Here is a 15,735-nt window from a genome sequence, read left to right as displayed (position 1 = left end):
TGGCGCCCTCCGGCCCCTGTCCGCCTTCAGGAGTTCCCATGCGCGTGACCCAGTTTTTCGCCGCCGCCGCGTTGGCGCTGGCCAGTACCTTTGCCGTTGCTGCGGCAACCGACAGCAATGCCACTGCCGAGCAGGCCATCCGTAAGTCGTTGCAGAACCTCGAGCTGGAAGTGCCCGTCGAAAGCGTGGCCAGCAGCCCGGTCAGTGGCCTGTATGAAGTCAAGCTGCAGGGCGGCCGCGTGCTTTATGCCAGCGGCGACGGCCAGTTCGTGATGCAGGGCTACCTGTTCCAGATCCAGGACGGCAAGCCGGTCAACCTCACCGAGAAGACCGAGCGCCTGGGCATTGCCAAGCTCATCAACGGCATTCCAGCCGCCGAGATGGTGGTTTATCCTGCCAAGGGCGAGACCAAGTCGCACATCACGGTATTCACCGACACCACCTGCCCGTACTGCCACAAGCTGCACGCCGAGGTGCCCGAGCTCAACCGCCGCGGTATCGAAGTGCGCTATGTCGCCTTCCCGCGTCAGGGTCTCGGTTCGCCGGGTGACCAGCAGTTGCAGGCCGTCTGGTGTTCCAGCGACCGCCGTGCGGCGATGGACAAGATGGTCGAGGGTGAGGAAATCAAGGCCGCCAAGTGCGCCAACCCGGTCAGCAAGCAGTTCCAGCTGGGCCAGTCGATCGGCGTCAACGGCACGCCGGCGATCGTCCTTGAAAGCGGCCAGGTCATTCCGGGCTACCAGCCGGCACCGCAGGTCGCCAAGCTGGCGCTGGCCAAGTAATCCAATTCAGTACGCCGTCGTCATGGGGTGACGGCATGTTTCACGGTCGGCATAGGTGTCGGCCGTTCAATGGGGAGTTCACAGTGAAACCGGTCAAAGTAGGCATCTGTGGGTTGGGGACCGTCGGTGGCGGAACCTTCAATGTACTTCAGCGCAACGCCGAGGAGATCGCCCGCCGTGCCGGGCGCGGTATTGAAGTGGCACAGATTGCCATGCGCTCGCAGAACCCGAACTGCCAGATTACCGGTACCCCCATTACCGCTGATGTGTTCGAAGTTGCGAGCAACCCGGAAATCGACATTGTCATCGAGCTGATCGGTGGCTACACCGTGGCCCGCGAGCTGGTGCTCAAGGCCATCGAAAACGGCAAGCACGTGGTCACCGCCAACAAGGCGCTGATTGCCGTGCACGGCAATGAAATCTTCGCCAAGGCCCGCGAGAAGGGCGTGATCGTCGCCTTCGAAGCGGCCGTGGCCGGTGGCATCCCGGTGATCAAGGCCATCCGCGAAGGCCTGTCGGCCAACCACATCAACTGGCTGGCCGGCATCATCAACGGCACCGGCAACTTCATCCTCACCGAAATGCGTGAGAAGGGCCGCGCCTTCCCGGACGTGCTGGCCGAAGCCCAGGCGCTGGGTTACGCCGAAGCGGACCCGACTTTCGACGTTGAAGGCATCGATGCCGCGCACAAGCTGACCATCCTGGCTTCGATCGCTTTCGGCATCCCGCTGCAATTCGACAAGGCCTACACCGAAGGCATCACCCAGCTGACCACTGCTGACGTGAATTATGCCGAGGCCCTGGGCTACCGCATCAAGCACCTGGGTGTGGCTCGCCGCACTGCCGAAGGTATCGAGCTGCGCGTACACCCGACGCTGATCCCGGCCGACCGCCTGATCGCCAACGTCAACGGCGTGATGAACGCCGTCATGGTCAACGGCGACGCCGCCGGTTCCACCCTGTACTACGGCGCCGGTGCCGGCATGGAGCCTACCGCTTCGTCGGTGGTCGGCGATCTGGTCGATGTGGTCCGTGCCATGACCTCCGACCCGGAAAATCGCGTACCGCACCTGGCCTTCCAGCCGGATTCGCTGTCGGCCCACCCGATCCTGCCGATCGAGGCCTGTGAAAGCGCCTACTACCTGCGCATCCAGGCCAAGGATCACCCGGGCGTACTGGCCCAGGTGGCCAGCATCCTCTCGGAGCGTGGCATCAACATCGAGTCGATCATGCAGAAGGAAGCCGAGGAACAGGACGGCCTGGTGCCGATGATCCTGCTGACCCATCGCGTGGTCGAGCAGCGTATCAACGACGCCATCGTCGCCCTGGAAGCCCTGCAGGACGTGGTCGGCAAGGTCGTGCGCATTCGCGTCGAGCAGCTCAACTAACAATAGTGCCGGCGGGCCGCCAGTGCGGCCCCGGCCCCAGCATCGAAGGTTTGCACCCATGCGCTATATCAGTACCCGCGGCCAGGCTCCGGCCCTCAATTTCGAAGACGTCCTGCTGGCTGGCCTGGCCAGCGACGGCGGCCTGTACGTCCCGGAAAACCTGCCACGCTTCACCCAGGAAGAAATCGCCTCGTGGGCCGGCCTGCCGTACCACGAACTTGCCTTCCGGGTGATGCGCCCGTTCGTCGAAGGCAGCATCGCCGACGCCGACTTCAAGAAGATCCTCGAAGAAACCTACGGCGAGTTCGCCCACGCCGCGGTTGCCCCGCTGCGTCAGCTGAACAGCAACGAGTGGGTGCTGGAGCTGTTCCACGGCCCGACCCTGGCGTTCAAGGACTTCGCCCTGCAACTGCTCGGCCGCCTGCTGGACCACGTGCTGGCCAAGCGCAACGAGCGCGTGGTGATCATTGGCGCCACCAGCGGTGACACCGGTTCCGCCGCCATCGAAGGTTGCCGTCGTTGCGACAACGTCGACATCTTCATCCTGCACCCGCACCAGCGCGTGTCGGAAGTGCAGCGCCGGCAGATGACCACCATCTTCGGCGACAACATCCACAACATCGCCATCGAAGGCAACTTCGACGACTGCCAGGAAATGGTCAAGGCCAGCTTCGCCGACCAGTCGTTCCTCAAGGGCACCCGCCTGGTTGCGGTCAACTCGATCAACTGGGCGCGGATCATGGCCCAGATCGTCTACTACTTCCACGCTGCCCTGCAGCTGGGTGGCCCGGCGCGTTCCGTGGCGTTCTCGGTGCCGACCGGCAACTTCGGCGACATCTTCGCCGGCTACCTGGCACGTAACATGGGGCTGCCGGTCAGCCAGCTGATCGTCGCCACCAACCGCAACGACATCCTGCACCGCTTCATGAGCGGCAACCAGTACGTCAAGGAAACCCTGCACGCGACTCTGTCGCCGTCGATGGACATCATGGTCTCGTCCAACTTCGAGCGCCTGCTGTTCGACCTGCACGGCCGCAACGGCGGCGCCATTGCCGAACTGATGGCCAACTTCAAGCAAGGTGGCGGCTTCAGTGTCGAGCAAGACCGCTGGACCGAAGCGCGCAAGCTGTTCGACTCGCTGGCAGTGAGTGACGAGCAGACCTGCGAAACCATCGCCGAAGTGTTCGCCGCCACCGGCGAAGTGCTTGACCCGCACACCGCAATCGGCGTCAAGGCCGCCCGTGAGTGCCGCCGTAGCCTGGACACGCCGATGGTGGTGCTGGGTACCGCGCACCCGGTCAAGTTCCCGGAAGCGGTGGAGAAGGCCGGTGTTGGCAAGGCGCTGGAGCTGCCGGCGCACCTCAGCGACCTGTTCAGCCGTGAAGAGCGTTGCACGGTGCTGGCCAATGACCTGAAGGCTGTGCAGGGCTTTGTCAGCCAGCATGGCAACCGCGGCAAGCCACTGTAACGGCGTTGCTTTCCGGGGCTGCTACGCAGCCCTTTCGCGACACAAGGCCGCTCCCACAGGAGAATCGCGTTCCCCTGTAGGAGCGGCCTTGTGTCGCGATGGGCCGCAAAGCGGCCCCAAAATCTAGGCCTTTTCCCACATCTCCATCAGAAACTTCCTATTCGGCCCGCCCAGCGCAAAGCCTAAATTAGCCGGTCCTCCCATCAGGAGCGGCTCATGCACCAGCCCTACGTGTTGATCCACCAGGCTCGCCCATCCCATCAGATCCTCCTGCACCAGGCCCTCAATGCCCAAGGCATGTTCCATGTGCGCATCAGCGAAACCAGCGCAGACCTCGACGCCTGCCTGAACGCCGATCACCGCCCCGATCTGTTGATCCTTGACCACGCCATGCCAACCCGGGCCGGCCTTGCCTTGCTCGAACACCAGCACCGAACCCGCGCTTTGCTGTTCGTCGGCCAGGCTACCCCCAAGCGCCACAACCTTGCCCAAGAGGCCAGAAACCGGGGCCTGTGGGTGCTCGCCGAACTGCCCTGGCCGCTGTCGATGCCAAGCCTGCAGCGTGCCCTGCAAGCACTGCAGGCGCGCCCGTGGCGGCGTATTCAAACTGTCACGTCCGCCCCGCATGCTCACTGAAGCAGCCGCGGTGTAACGAACTTTCCGCTGCGCCTGTTGGTCAGTTCCTCTATATCCCACCACGCAGCGAGTGATCCGGATGGAAAGAATCTGCAGACTGCTCAACGAAGCCCTGACCCCCTATCAGACCCACCTCGGCGTCGCCGATGCCCAGGGTAATCGCCAATTGACCATTCACGACCGCCTCGCCGGCATCACCCTGCGGCGCACGGTGAGCGAGCGCCAGTTGCAGGAACAAAGCCTGTTGATCGACCTGGTGGATGGCCTGCACCGCGACCTGCAGATCGCCGAAGGGCGTTTGCAGCCCTGTGTGATCGCGGCATTGCAGCAGCGCCAGCAACCCCATGGAACCTTTGCCTGAGTGGTTTATCAGACACTGTAGGGGCAGCCGGGCCAGTGCTTTGCTCCGGCGCTGGCAAGGCTGTCACGGGAAGCCCCCAAGGGCTTTCGCTTGGCCCCGGGCGTGTTTCCCCAGCGCCCGGGGTTTCTTTTTGAGTTGCCTGCACCGGCCCTATCGCCGGCAAGCCAGCTCCCACAGTTACTGCACATGGCTTGAGGTTGATGCGGTCGAGGTGGGAGCTGGCTTGCCGGCGATAGGGCCGGTGCAGGCAATCAGTGGCCTTCGAAGAAACGCTTGCTCTCTTCCAGGTAATCTTCCTGCAACGCCGGGTCCAGCCAGCGTGCATACAACCCCGGCAACACATCCCGGCGCAAGGCAGGCAGCAGTTGGTCGATGTGCACAATCGCTTCACGCCCCAGCTCGCTGTTCGAACAACCTACATGCAGAAACTGGTAGCGGTTGACCCCTTGCACAGGATGAAACCGGTAGTCAGCCAGTGCCCCGCCTTGCTGCTCCACCAGGTAGCGCACTTCGGGCCAGTAGCCGAGCACCATGCGCAGGCGCCCGAGCTGTTGCATCTGTAGCAGGTTGGCGGTGGCGTCGTTGCCGTAGTGGCGGCTGAACGCGCTGTCGGGCAACTGGCGCAGGATGGCGTCGATCTGCGTGCCATAGCTGCGCTCGGCGACAACCCCCAGCTTCAGCGGGGCCTTGCTCAGCAGGCCATGCAGGTCTACCTCCTGGCCGTCGAGGTAAGGCGCCACCAGCGCCTCGCTGTCCTTGCGCAGCACCAGGCCGCCACTGAGCACGCCCAGGGAGGGCACGGAAAACCTCACATATTCGGCGCGTTCCGGCGTCCACAGCAGGGTCGGGTCGCAGGTGAAGCTTTTCGGGTCCTGCAGCATCTGGATGCCGCGGGCGCGGTTGACCCGCACGATGCTGTGGTCGTACTCGGGCATCTGCCTGATCAGCAGGGGCAACAGCTGGTCGATCACCCCTTGGCCTTTCTCCGGCCCTTCCAGAATGGTGAACGGCGGCAGGTCGCGTACCAGCCAGAAGAGGCGCTCCTTGGCGCTGACAGGCTGCAACAGCAATGCGGGCAGCAGCCCGCACAGCAGGACCAGGTGACGTAGGCAACGGGCAGCGCGCATGGACCAGGGCCGCGCCAGGGTCAGACCGTGCCTGCTGCGCGCAGGCTGGCGATGGCCGCCGCGTCGTAGCCCAGGTTGCCGAGCAGCGCTTCGGTGTGTTCGCCCAGCGCCGGGCCTACCCACTCGGTGGAGCCTGGGGTGTCCGACAGCTTGGGCACGATGCCCGGCATGCGGAATGGCTTGCCGTCCGGCAGCTTGGCCTGCAGGAACATTTCGCGTGCCAGGTACTGCGGGTCGTTGAACATGTCCTCGGCCGAATAGATGCGGCTGGCCGGCACTTCGGCGGTGTTCAGCACCTGTATCAGTTGCTCCAGCGGCAGGCTGTTGGCCCAGCGGTCGATTACCCCGTACAGCTCGTCACGGCGCAGGTCGCGGCCATCGTTGGTGGCCAGGGTCGGGTCGTCGGCCAGGTCGGTGCGGCCAATGGCCTGCATGAAGCGCTTGAAGATCGCATCGCCGTTGGCGCCGATCTGCACATGCTTGCCGTCGGCGCTGGTGTGAATGGAGGAGGGCGTGATGCCCGGCATGATGTTGCCGGTGCGTTCGCGGATAAAACCGAACACATCGAACTCCGGGACCATGCTTTCCATCATGGCGAAGATCGCTTCGTACAGGGCCACGTCCACCACTTGGCCCTGGCCGCCGTTGACTTCACGGTGTCGCAGCGCCATCAGTGCGCCGATCACCCCCCACAGGGCAGCAATCGAGTCACCGATGGAAATGCCCGTGCGCACCGGTGGGCGGTCGTCGAAGCCGGTGATGTAGCGCAGGCCGCCCATCGACTCGCCCACGGCGCCGAAGCCCGGCTGGTCCTTCATCGGCCCGGTCTGGCCGAAGCCCGACAGGCGCACCATTACCAGGCGCGGGTTGAGCGCGTGCAGCACGTCCCAGCCCAGGCCGAGTTTTTCCAGCACGCCCGGGCGGAAGTTCTCGATCAGGATGTCGGCGTCGGCCAGCAGGCGCTTGAGAATCTCGCGGCCCTCTGGGTGCTTGAGGTTGAGGGTGAGCGACTGCTTGTTGCGAGCCTGCACGAACCACCACAGCGAGGTGCCCTCGTACAGCTTGCGCCATTTGCGCAACGGGTCGCCACCATCGGGCGATTCGACCTTGACTACCTCGGCGCCGAATTCGGCACAGATGCGCGAGGCGAACGGGCCAGCGATGAGGGTGCCGAGTTCGACAACTTTTAGACCGGCGAGGGGTTTGCTGGGCGTAGTCATGGGGCATCCGTGGCAGCTGGGCAGATGCGTGGTTTTATCATAGGTCCGAAGCGGCAGATACTGCTGCGGGGCAACGAAGGGCAGTATCGGTTAGACTGTGTCACTTTTTCTCTGCGCAAGAAGCCCGTCGACCATGGCCCAGCCGTCCACCACCTACAAATTCGAACTGAACCTGACCGACCTCGACCGCGGCGTGTACGAAAACGTCCGTCAGACCATCGCCCGCCACCCTTCGGAAACCGAAGAGCGCATGGCCGTACGCCTGCTGGCCTATGCCCTGTGGTACAACGAGAACCTGTCGTTCGGCCGTGGCCTGTCCGATGTGGACGAAGCGGCGCTTTGGGAAAAGAGCCTGGACGATCGCATCCTGCACTGGATCGAAGTGGGCCAGCCGGACGCCGACCGACTGACCTGGTGTTCGCGCCGCACCGAGCGTACCAGCCTGCTGGCCTACGGCAGCCTGCGCGTATGGCAGAACAAGGTGGTAGACGCGGTCAAGGGCTTGAAGAACCTGAGCATTGCCGCCGTGCCGCAGGAGGTGCTGGAAACTCTCGCCACCGACATGCCCCGCACCATCAAGTGGGACGTGATGATCAGTGAAGGCACCTTGTTCGTCACCGACGACCGTGGCCAGCACGAAGTGCAGCTGGAGTGGCTGCTTGGTGAGCGCGGCTGAAGCACCCCATGCGTATCGAACCTCGCCCGCTGCCGCCGACCCTGCCATTCCTGGGTAACCTGCCACCCTTGCTGACCCGCCTGTACGCTGCGCGCGGCGTGCAGAGCGAGGCCGAGCTGGACAAAAGCCTCGCGCGCCTGCTGCCGTACCAGCAGCTGAAGGGCATCGAGGCCGGTGTGGATCTGCTGGTCGAGGCTATCGACCAGCGCCAGCGCATCCTCATCGTCGGCGACTTCGATGCCGACGGCGCCACTGCCAGCACTGTCGGCGTGCTGGGCCTGCGCCTGCTGGGCGCGGCCCATGTCGACTACCTCGTGCCCAACCGCTTCGAATACGGTTACGGCCTGACCCCGGAAATCGTCGAGGTGGCGCTGCAACGCCAGCCGCAGCTGCTGATCACCGTGGACAACGGTATTTCCAGCGTCGACGGTGTGGCAGCCGCCAAGGCCGCCGGGCTCAAGGTGCTGGTCACCGACCACCACCTGCCCGGTGCGGAGTTGCCCGACGCCGACGCCATCATCAACCCCAACCAGCCGGGCTGCAGTTTCCCAAGCAAGGCGCTGGCCGGGGTAGGGGTGATCTTCTACGTGCTGATGGCCCTGCGTGCGCGCCTGCGTAGCCTGGGGCGCTACGAAACGCAGCCGCAGCCGAACATCGGCGAATTGCTCGACCTGGTTGCCCTGGGCAGCGTCGCCGACGTGGTGCCATTGGATGCCAACAACCGCATCCTGGTGCACCAGGGCCTCGAGCGCATTCGCGCCGGCCGCGCCCGGCCGGGGCTCAAGGCCATTCTTGAAGTGGCCCGTCGCGATCACCGGCGCATCACCTCGACCGACCTTGGCTTCATCCTGGGCCCGCGGCTGAACGCTGCCGGGCGCCTGGACGACATGAGCCTGGGCATCGAATGCCTGCTGTGTGAAGACGCGGCCCTGGCCCAGGACATGGCCCAGCAGCTGGACGACCTGAACCAGGACCGCAAGTCCATCGAACAGGGCATGCAGCGCGAGGCCCTGGCCCAGCTCAAGGACCTGCCTGTCGAGTCGATGCCATATGGCCTGTGCCTGTTCGATGCCGACTGGCACCAGGGGGTTATCGGTATTCTGGCTTCGCGCCTGAAGGAGCGTTACCACCGGCCGACCATCGCTTTCGCCGACGCTGGCGAGGGCATGCTCAAAGGGTCGGCGCGTTCGGTGCCGGGGTTCCATATTCGCGATGCGCTGGATGCCGTGGCGGCGCGCCACCCGCAGTTGATCAGCAAGTTCGGCGGCCACGCGATGGCGGCGGGGTTGTCGTTGCCTGAGGCCAATTTCCCGGCATTTGCCGAGGCGTTCGACGAAGAAGTGCGACGCCAGCTGCGCGAAGAGGACCTGACCGGTCGGCTGTTGTCCGACGGCAGCCTGGCGGTGGAGGAGTTCCACCTCGACCTGGCCAAGGCCCTGCGCCATGCCGGGCCCTGGGGGCAGCACTTCCCCGAGCCGCTGTTCCATGGCGTGTTCCAGCTGGTGGAGCAGCGCGTGGTGGGCGAGCGGCACCTGAAGGTGGTGCTCAAGAGCGAGTGCGGCTCGGTGCGGCTGGACGGCATTGCCTTTGGCATTGACCGCGAAGTGTGGCCGAACCCGACGGTGCGTTGGGTCGAGTTGGCGTACAAGCTGGATGTGAACGAGTTTCGTGGCAATGAAAGTGTGCAGTTGATGATTGCCCACATGGAGCCGCGTTGACGGTAGATACCGCCGCTGCTGACGGCCTGGCGTTGGCCCGTTGTGGGAGCGGGTTCACCCGCGAACACCGGCGAAGCCGGTGCCATCCACCGCGTCGCCTGCTTCGCGGGTAAACCCGCCCACAAGGCTCTGCGGCGGGCTGGCGAATGTGCTCCATGTGCGATCGATGATCACATCAAACTCAGCGCGCCATACCTAACTCGGCATCATCCATCAGCGCCTTGGCCATTGCACTGAGATAGTGCGCAGCCCAGATCATCATGGGTTTCTCATCCATCAGCCCGACGATGGTCAACTCCCGCACATAGCCCATCAATTCCGAAGCCTGATCGCGGGCGTCTCGGCACGGAATGCCCGCTTCGATGCGAAATAATGGGTGGGTCTGGTTTTCACCCTGAAAGAAAGTGGTCTTGCCGACGGTGAACTGGGTGTCTTCTGTAGTCATTTTTCTAGCAATTCCTTGAAGGTTAAAGGAGTTGCCACCGCCGTTTCCACACGAAGGGCGGCAACTGTATGCAGGGTGGAAAACCGGCCTTCAAGGAACCCGGTAGGCCAAAAGGCCTCCCGCACACAGCTGCCATTACGACAGGAACTTGAAGGTTGACCGGGTTTCCACACCCGCATCGCTGGATTTCAGCGACCTGAAAAGACTAAGTGGCAGTGTTTCCAGGAACAATCAGACGCCTGTCGACAGAACATGTAGGGTATTTCCTCAGGCCAGGTGTCACCAGATCCGACTCGTAGGGGATATCTGAAATGCCTGTCAGAGGGCTTGCCTTTAGCGACGGTCAGGGCTGCCATGTGCCTGCCTTGAGAGTGATGTCGCCTAGGAGATCGAGCGCCGCCCGCGCGGCGCTTCGCAGCACAAGGCTGCTCCTACATCTGTTTCGGGCCAGTTAATCCTGAGGCAAAGGCGCGCGCCCCCTGGCGTTCACCTCGATATTGCGTCGGGCAAACAAGGCGGTCGTGTGCGCAGGTACAGGCGTTACTGGCCCGAAACAGATGTAGGAGCAGCCTTGTGCTGCGAAGCGCCGCGCGGGCGGCGCTCGATCTCATAGGCGCCACCACTCTCGATCCAACCCCCCCCTCGCATCCCACCCGAAATCCCATGGAACCTCCCCCCCAACCATTCTGGTCTAGTCTGAAGTTATGACCGGACCTGGGCCAGGGACGTGCAATTGAGTGTCCGGGCCGGATCACCATTGGAGTCCTTGGGAGGTGCCCTCATGAGCCTGCTGCTCGAGCCTTACACCCTGCGTCAGCTGACCCTGCCCAACCGCATCGCCGTTTCGCCGATGTGCCAGTATTCCGCCGTCGATGGCCTGGCCAACGATTGGCACCTCGTCCATTTAGGCAGCCGCGCCGTGGGTGGCGCTGGCCTGGTAATCACTGAAGCCGTGGCGGTGACCGCCGATGGCCGCATCACCGCTGAAGACCTCGGCCTGTGGGACGACGCTCAGATCGCCCCGCTGCAACGCATCACCCGTTTCATCACCGCCCAGGGGAGCGTGCCCGGTATCCAGCTGGCTCACGCCGGGCGCAAGGCCAGCACCTATCGCCCGTGGCTGGGCAAGCAAGGCAGCGTCAAGCTCGAAGAGGGCGGCTGGCAGCCGGTGGGCCCGTCGAAAATCGCCTTCGACCCGCAGCACACCGCGCCGCGTGAATTGACCAAGGATGAAATCGATCAGGTGATCGCCGCCTTCGTCGCCTCGACCGAGCGCGCCCTGAAGGCCGGTTTCAAGGTGGTCGAGATCCACGCCGCCCATGGCTACCTGTTGCATCAGTTCCTGTCGCCGCTGAGCAACCAGCGTCGCGACGAATACGGCAGTTGCTTCGAAAACCGCATCCGCCTGACCCTGCAGGTGGTCGAGGCCGTGCGCAAGGTCTGGCCTGCCGAGTTACCGCTGTTCGTGCGGGTATCGGCGACCGACTGGGTCGAGGACGGCTGGAACCCGGATGAAACCGTCGAACTGGCCCGCCGCCTGCGTGGCTTGGGCGTCGACCTGATCGACGTGTCCTCCGGCGGCACCTCGGTCAACGCCGAAATCCCCACCGGCCCGGGCTACCAGACGCGCTTCGCCGAGCGTGTGCGCAAGGAATCGGAAATCGCCACCGGCACCGTGGGCATGATCACCGAACCTGCCCAGGCCGAGCACATTCTGCGCACTGGCCAGGCCGACATCATCTTCCTCGCCCGCGAACTGCTGCGCGACCCTTACTGGCCGCTGCACGCCGACGACGACCTGGGTGGCAACAAAGCTACCTGGCCTGCGCAATACCAGCGTGCCACCAGCCGGGCCAACCCGATTCACGAGTCGGACCTGCGGGATTGACCTGACCCAAGCATTACGCGGTCGTTGTAGGAGCGGCCTTGTGTCGCGAAAGGGCTGCGAAGCGGCCCCAGGTTTCCAGCTCTGCCGCTGATATTGCCGGGGCCGCTTTGCGGCCCTTTCGCGACACAAGGCCGCTCCTACAACGACCGCGTCGGCATCTCAATTCAGCTATAGGCAGCCTTGCTGAGAATATCGCTTACCCACTGGTTGATACTCTTCTCGGCCAGCTCGGCCTTGGCCGCCACACTGGCATGAAGGGTAGGCTCCAGGCGCAGGCTGAGCTTGCCGGAGTAGGTTTTCTGTGGCTCACGGCCCAGGCGTTGGCAAGTCTCAAGATAATCGTCCACGGCGTCTTCAAATGCCTGGCGCAGCTCACTGATCGATTCGCCATGGAAACCGATCACATCGCGAATACCTGCGACATGGCCGATCAGTAACTGGTCTTCGTCGCTGTATTCGATACGAGCGGCGTAGCCGCGGTAGGTCATGACATTCATGGTATTACTCCTGCCTGCTCGAGGAACTGGCGGGCGTCTCTTAGTTGATAGGGCTTGGCGTGCCTGTCCGGATGAGGGCGATGGAAGGTTGCTACAGCGCCATTGAGTTCAAAGCGAACCCGTGACCCTCTTCCTTCGATGACCCGGGCACCCAGTGATACCAACATTGACTCCAGTCGCACCCATTCCAGCGTCCTGGGAACCGGCTTTTTCAGTACTGCTTCGAGTGTGGCTTGCTGATGGTTATTCATGGTATCAGATTATGATACCAATGAGAGGGGCTCAATGGATGAGTAGTAGGATGAAGGGGATCGTGCTTGAAGGAAACGTCTGAGATGTTGACCGAGGGGATGCAAAGCCCCTCGGTCAACACGACCGCTTAATGCTTGATCATCACATGCCGCACACAGGTGTAGTCCTCCAGCCCATACATTGACATGTCCTTGCCATACCCCGAATGCTTCTGCCCGCCATGGGGCATTTCGCTGACCAGCATGAAGTGGGTGTTCACCCATGTGCAGCCATACTGCAGGCGCGCTGCCAGGCGGTGGGCGCGGCCGGTGTCGCGGGTCCATACCGATGAGGCGAGGCCGTAGTTGGAGTCGTTGGCCCATTCCAGCGCCTGCGCTTCGTCGTTGAAGCGGGTCACCGACACTACCGGGCCGAACACTTCGTTACGCACGATTTCGTCGTCCTGCAGGGCGTCGGCCAGCACGGTCGGTTCGAAGAAGAAACCGTCGCCATCAATCGCCTTGCCACCGGTAACCAGGCGAATGTGCGGCTGGGCGATGGCCCGTTGCACCAGCCCTGCGACCTTGTCGCGGTGCTGGGCACTGATCAGTGGCCCCAGTTCGGTGTCCTCGGCTTCCTGCAGGCCTGGCTTTAGGCTGGCCACTGCGGCCCCCAGGCGTTCGACGAAACGATCATAGATGCCATCCTGCACGTACAGCCGACAGGCGGCGGTGCAGTCCTGGCCGGCGTTGTAGAAGCCGAAGGTACGGATGCCGTCGATGGCGGCATCGATGTCGGCATCGTCGAACACCAGCACCGGGGCCTTGCCGCCCAGTTCCATGTGCATGCGTTTCACGCTGTCGGCGGTGGCGCTGATGATGTGCGCGCCGGTGGGGATCGAGCCGGTCAGCGACACCATGCGCACCTTGGGGTGGTTGACCAGCGGGTTGCCGACCGTCTGGCCACGGCCGAAGAGGATGTTCAGCACCCCCGGTGGCAGCAGGTCCTGGGCCAGTTCGCCGAGGCGCAGGGCGGTCAGCGGGGTCAGCTCGGAGGGTTTGATCACCACCGTGTTGCCGGCAGCCAGGGCCGGGGCGATCTTCCACGCCAGCATCATCAACGGGTAGTTCCACGGTGCGATCGAGGCCACCACGCCCAGCGGGTCGCGGCGGATCATCGAAGTATGGCCCGGCAGGTATTCGCCGGCTGCCGAGCCGCCCAGGCAGCGCGCCGCACCGGCGAAGTAGCGGAACACGTCGGCAATTGCCGGGATCTCGTCATTCAGCGCGGCGCTCAGCGGCTTGCCGCAGTTCTGCGATTCCAGTCGGGCCAGTTCATCGCCATGGGCTTCGATAGCGTCGGCCAGCGCCAGCAAGGCTTGCGAGCGTTCCTTGGGGCTGGTTTGCGACCAGCTGTCGAAGGCCTGGTCGGCGGCGCGCACGGCGCTGTCCACCTGGGCCTCGCTGGCTTCGTTGATCTGCGCCAGGGCACTGCCCAGCGCCGGGTTGAGCACGGTCCAGGCCGGGCCTTCGCCAGCGACCAGCTGGCCATTGATCAGCATCTGCGTTTGCATCGGGGACTCCTCCAGGGTCATTTGCCGCTGCCCGCGACGCTTTCACCGCCACGGGTCAGGTAATAGGCGCCAAGGATCGGCAGCATGGTCACCAGCATCACCAGCATGGCGACCACGTTGGTCACCGGCACGTCGCGCGGGCGGCTGAGCTGGTTGAGCAGCCAGATCGGCAGGGTGCGTTCGTGGCCGGCAGTGAAGGTGGTGACGATGATTTCGTCGAACGACAGGGCAAAGGCCAGCATGCCACCGGCCAGCAGCGCCGAGCCGAGGTTGGGCAGGATGATGTAGCGGAAGGTCTGCCAGCCGTCGGCGCCCAGGTCCATCGAGGCTTCGATCAGGCTCTGCGAAGTACGCCGCAGGCGGGCGATCACGTTGTTGTAGACGATCACCACGCAGAACGTGGCGTGGCCGACCACGATGGTGAACACCCCGGGCTCGATCCCCAGGGTCTTGAACGCCGAGAGCAGGGCGATACCGGTGATGATGCCGGGCAGGGCGATGGGCAGGATCAGCATCAGCGAAATGCTCTCCTTGCCGAAAAAGCTGCGCCGGTACAGCGCCGCCGAGGCCAGCGTGCCGAGCACCAGGGCGATCAGCGTGGCCAGGCAGGCCACTTGCAGTGACAGCTTGATCGCTTCCAGCACATCGGGCCGGGCGAAGGCCACGGCGAACCACTTCAGGGTAAAGCCCTTGGGCGGGAAGCTGAACGCCGCGTCTTCGGTGTTGAAGGCATACAGGAAGATGATCAGGATCGGGAAGTGCAGGAACAGCAAGCCGCCCCAGGCCGCCAGGCGCAGCCCGGTCGAGGCTTTTTCAGAGTGCATCGAAGGCCCCCAGTCGCTTGACGATGGACAGGTACACCGCGATCAGCACGATCGGCACTAGGGTGAACGCGGCGGCCATCGGCATGTTGCCGATCGCCCCTTGCTGGGCATAGACCATGCTGCCGATGAAGTAGCCGGGTGGGCCGATCAGCTGCGGCACGATGAAGTCGCCCAGGGTCAGCGAGAAGGTGAAGATCGAGCCGGCGGCAATGCCCGGGATCGACAGCGGCAGTATCACCTGCACGAAGGTTTGCCCGGGCCGGGCGCCGAGGTCTGCCGAGGCTTGCAGCAGCGATGGCGGCAAGCGTTCCAGCGAGGCCTGGATCGGCAGGATCATGAACGGCAGCCAGATGTACACGAACACCATGAAGCGCCCCAGGTGCGAAGTCGACAGCGTGCTGCCGCCCACGCCCGGCACCGCCAGCACCGTTTGCAGCAGGGTATCCAGGTGCAGTTGCTGGACGAACCATTGGGCCACGCCACCCTTGGCCAGCAGCAAGGTCCAGGCGTAGGTCTTGACGATGTAGCTGGCCCACATCGGCATCATCACTGCGATGTAGAAAAATGCCTTGGTCTTGCCGCTGGTGTAGCGCGCCATGTAGTAGGCGATGGGGAAGGCCAGCACCGCGCTGGCCAGCGACACCGCCAGCGCCATTCCCAGGGTGCGCAGGATGATGTCGAAGTTCGACGGGTTGAACAGCGCGGCGAAATTGCCCAGGGTCAGGTCCGGGGTCACCGCCATGGTGAAGTCGTCGAAGGTATAGAAGCCTTGCCACAGCAGGTTCAGCAGCGAACCCAGGTAGATAGCGCCGAACCAGGTCAGCGGTGGGATCAGCAGCAGGGCCAGGTACAGGTTGGGGCGCCGGTACAGCAGGTTGGACAGGCCGCGCAGTGTGCTCAT

Annotated in this window: 16 protein-coding genes; 8 read left to right on the top strand and 8 right to left on the bottom strand. The window is 63.8% G+C overall.

From position 1 onward, the window contains the following. Nucleotides 1-38 precede the first annotated feature (38 nt). From ACGLHT_RS13115 to ACGLHT_RS13095, 5 genes are all read left to right on the top strand, one after another. A complete protein-coding gene (locus ACGLHT_RS13115; RefSeq protein WP_025337916.1) occupies nucleotides 39-782 on the top strand; it encodes a thioredoxin fold domain-containing protein in 744 nt (247 codons plus the stop codon). Nucleotides 783-865: 83 nt separating this feature from the next. Next, complete coding sequence (locus tag ACGLHT_RS13110) at nucleotides 866-2,170, top strand: homoserine dehydrogenase (RefSeq protein WP_046616085.1); 1,305 nt, start codon at nucleotides 866-868, stop codon at nucleotides 2,168-2,170. Between the two features lie 58 nt (nucleotides 2,171-2,228). Next, nucleotides 2,229-3,638, top strand: coding sequence for a threonine synthase (gene thrC / locus ACGLHT_RS13105; protein ID WP_010952565.1), 1,410 nt, complete (start codon nucleotides 2,229-2,231; stop codon nucleotides 3,636-3,638). Between the two features lie 216 nt (nucleotides 3,639-3,854). Next, a complete protein-coding gene (locus ACGLHT_RS13100; RefSeq protein ID WP_137163105.1) occupies nucleotides 3,855-4,274 on the top strand; it encodes a response regulator in 420 nt (139 codons plus the stop codon). A gap of 79 nt (nucleotides 4,275-4,353) precedes the next feature. Continuing rightward, on the top strand, nucleotides 4,354-4,635 hold the full coding sequence (locus ACGLHT_RS13095; RefSeq protein WP_025337919.1) for a DUF3509 domain-containing protein: 282 nt from the start codon (nucleotides 4,354-4,356) through the stop codon (nucleotides 4,633-4,635). Between the two features lie 251 nt (nucleotides 4,636-4,886). Here the strand turns inward: ACGLHT_RS13095 and ACGLHT_RS13090 are convergent, their stop codons facing one another. Further along, nucleotides 4,887-5,762, bottom strand: coding sequence for a TIGR02285 family protein (locus ACGLHT_RS13090; protein ID WP_274119695.1), 876 nt, complete (start codon nucleotides 5,760-5,762; stop codon nucleotides 4,887-4,889). 20 nt (nucleotides 5,763-5,782) lie between these two features. Next, nucleotides 5,783-6,982, bottom strand: a complete 1,200-nt coding sequence (locus ACGLHT_RS13085) for a CaiB/BaiF CoA-transferase family protein (RefSeq protein ID WP_085587608.1) — start codon at nucleotides 6,980-6,982, stop codon at nucleotides 5,783-5,785. A 133-nt stretch (nucleotides 6,983-7,115) separates the two neighbouring features. Here ACGLHT_RS13085 and ACGLHT_RS13080 point away from each other — a divergent pair, with 133 nt between their 5' ends. Together ACGLHT_RS13080 and recJ are read left to right on the top strand one after the other, a co-directional pair. Continuing rightward, entirely contained in the window at nucleotides 7,116-7,658 is a 543-nt protein-coding gene (locus ACGLHT_RS13080; RefSeq protein WP_013971198.1) for a YaeQ family protein, read from the top strand. A gap of 8 nt (nucleotides 7,659-7,666) precedes the next feature. Further along, nucleotides 7,667-9,376 (top strand): single-stranded-DNA-specific exonuclease RecJ, encoded by a 1,710-nt coding sequence (gene recJ, locus ACGLHT_RS13075; protein ID WP_085601932.1) that lies wholly within the window; start codon nucleotides 7,667-7,669, stop codon nucleotides 9,374-9,376. A 181-nt stretch (nucleotides 9,377-9,557) separates the two neighbouring features. Here recJ and ACGLHT_RS13070 read toward each other — a convergent pair whose 3' ends face one another. After that, nucleotides 9,558-9,821 carry a DUF3077 domain-containing protein gene (locus ACGLHT_RS13070; RefSeq protein ID WP_025337923.1) on the bottom strand — a complete coding sequence of 88 codons (264 nt, stop codon included), beginning with the start codon at nucleotides 9,819-9,821 and terminating at the stop codon, nucleotides 9,558-9,560. Between the two features lie 781 nt (nucleotides 9,822-10,602). Here ACGLHT_RS13070 and ACGLHT_RS13065 point away from each other — a divergent pair. Beyond that, nucleotides 10,603-11,709 (top strand): NADH:flavin oxidoreductase/NADH oxidase, encoded by a 1,107-nt coding sequence (locus ACGLHT_RS13065; protein ID WP_137163107.1) that lies wholly within the window; start codon nucleotides 10,603-10,605, stop codon nucleotides 11,707-11,709. A gap of 164 nt (nucleotides 11,710-11,873) precedes the next feature. Here the strand turns inward: ACGLHT_RS13065 and ACGLHT_RS13060 are convergent, their stop codons facing one another. From ACGLHT_RS13060 to ACGLHT_RS13040, 5 genes are all read right to left on the bottom strand, one after another. Then, nucleotides 11,874-12,206, bottom strand: a complete 333-nt coding sequence (locus ACGLHT_RS13060; RefSeq protein WP_013971202.1) for a type II toxin-antitoxin system HicB family antitoxin — start codon at nucleotides 12,204-12,206, stop codon at nucleotides 11,874-11,876. Continuing rightward, nucleotides 12,203-12,457 (bottom strand): type II toxin-antitoxin system HicA family toxin, encoded by a 255-nt coding sequence (locus ACGLHT_RS13055; RefSeq protein ID WP_075043950.1) that lies wholly within the window; start codon nucleotides 12,455-12,457, stop codon nucleotides 12,203-12,205. The genes ACGLHT_RS13060 and ACGLHT_RS13055 overlap by 4 nt, the downstream gene beginning before the upstream one ends. A 128-nt stretch (nucleotides 12,458-12,585) precedes the next feature. After that, nucleotides 12,586-14,010, bottom strand: a complete 1,425-nt coding sequence (locus ACGLHT_RS13050) for a gamma-aminobutyraldehyde dehydrogenase (protein WP_274119694.1) — start codon at nucleotides 14,008-14,010, stop codon at nucleotides 12,586-12,588. Between the two features lie 17 nt (nucleotides 14,011-14,027). Further along, nucleotides 14,028-14,834: an ABC transporter permease gene (locus tag ACGLHT_RS13045; RefSeq protein ID WP_025337926.1), complete on the bottom strand. Its 807-nt coding sequence runs from the start codon at nucleotides 14,832-14,834 to the stop codon at nucleotides 14,028-14,030. Beyond that, the gene (locus ACGLHT_RS13040) at nucleotides 14,824-15,735 is read right to left on the bottom strand and encodes an ABC transporter permease (protein ID WP_274079222.1); all 912 of its coding nucleotides are present in this window, start codon (nucleotides 15,733-15,735) and stop codon (nucleotides 14,824-14,826) included. The genes ACGLHT_RS13045 and ACGLHT_RS13040 overlap by 11 nt, the downstream gene beginning before the upstream one ends.

The sequence above is a fragment of the Pseudomonas sp. PsB genome, from assembly GCF_043658375.1.
Classification (GTDB): Bacteria; Pseudomonadota; Gammaproteobacteria; order Pseudomonadales; family Pseudomonadaceae; genus Aquipseudomonas; species Aquipseudomonas putida_Z.
The sequence above is the reverse complement of the archived record's forward strand: the minus strand, read 5'-3'. Positions and strand labels throughout refer to the sequence as shown.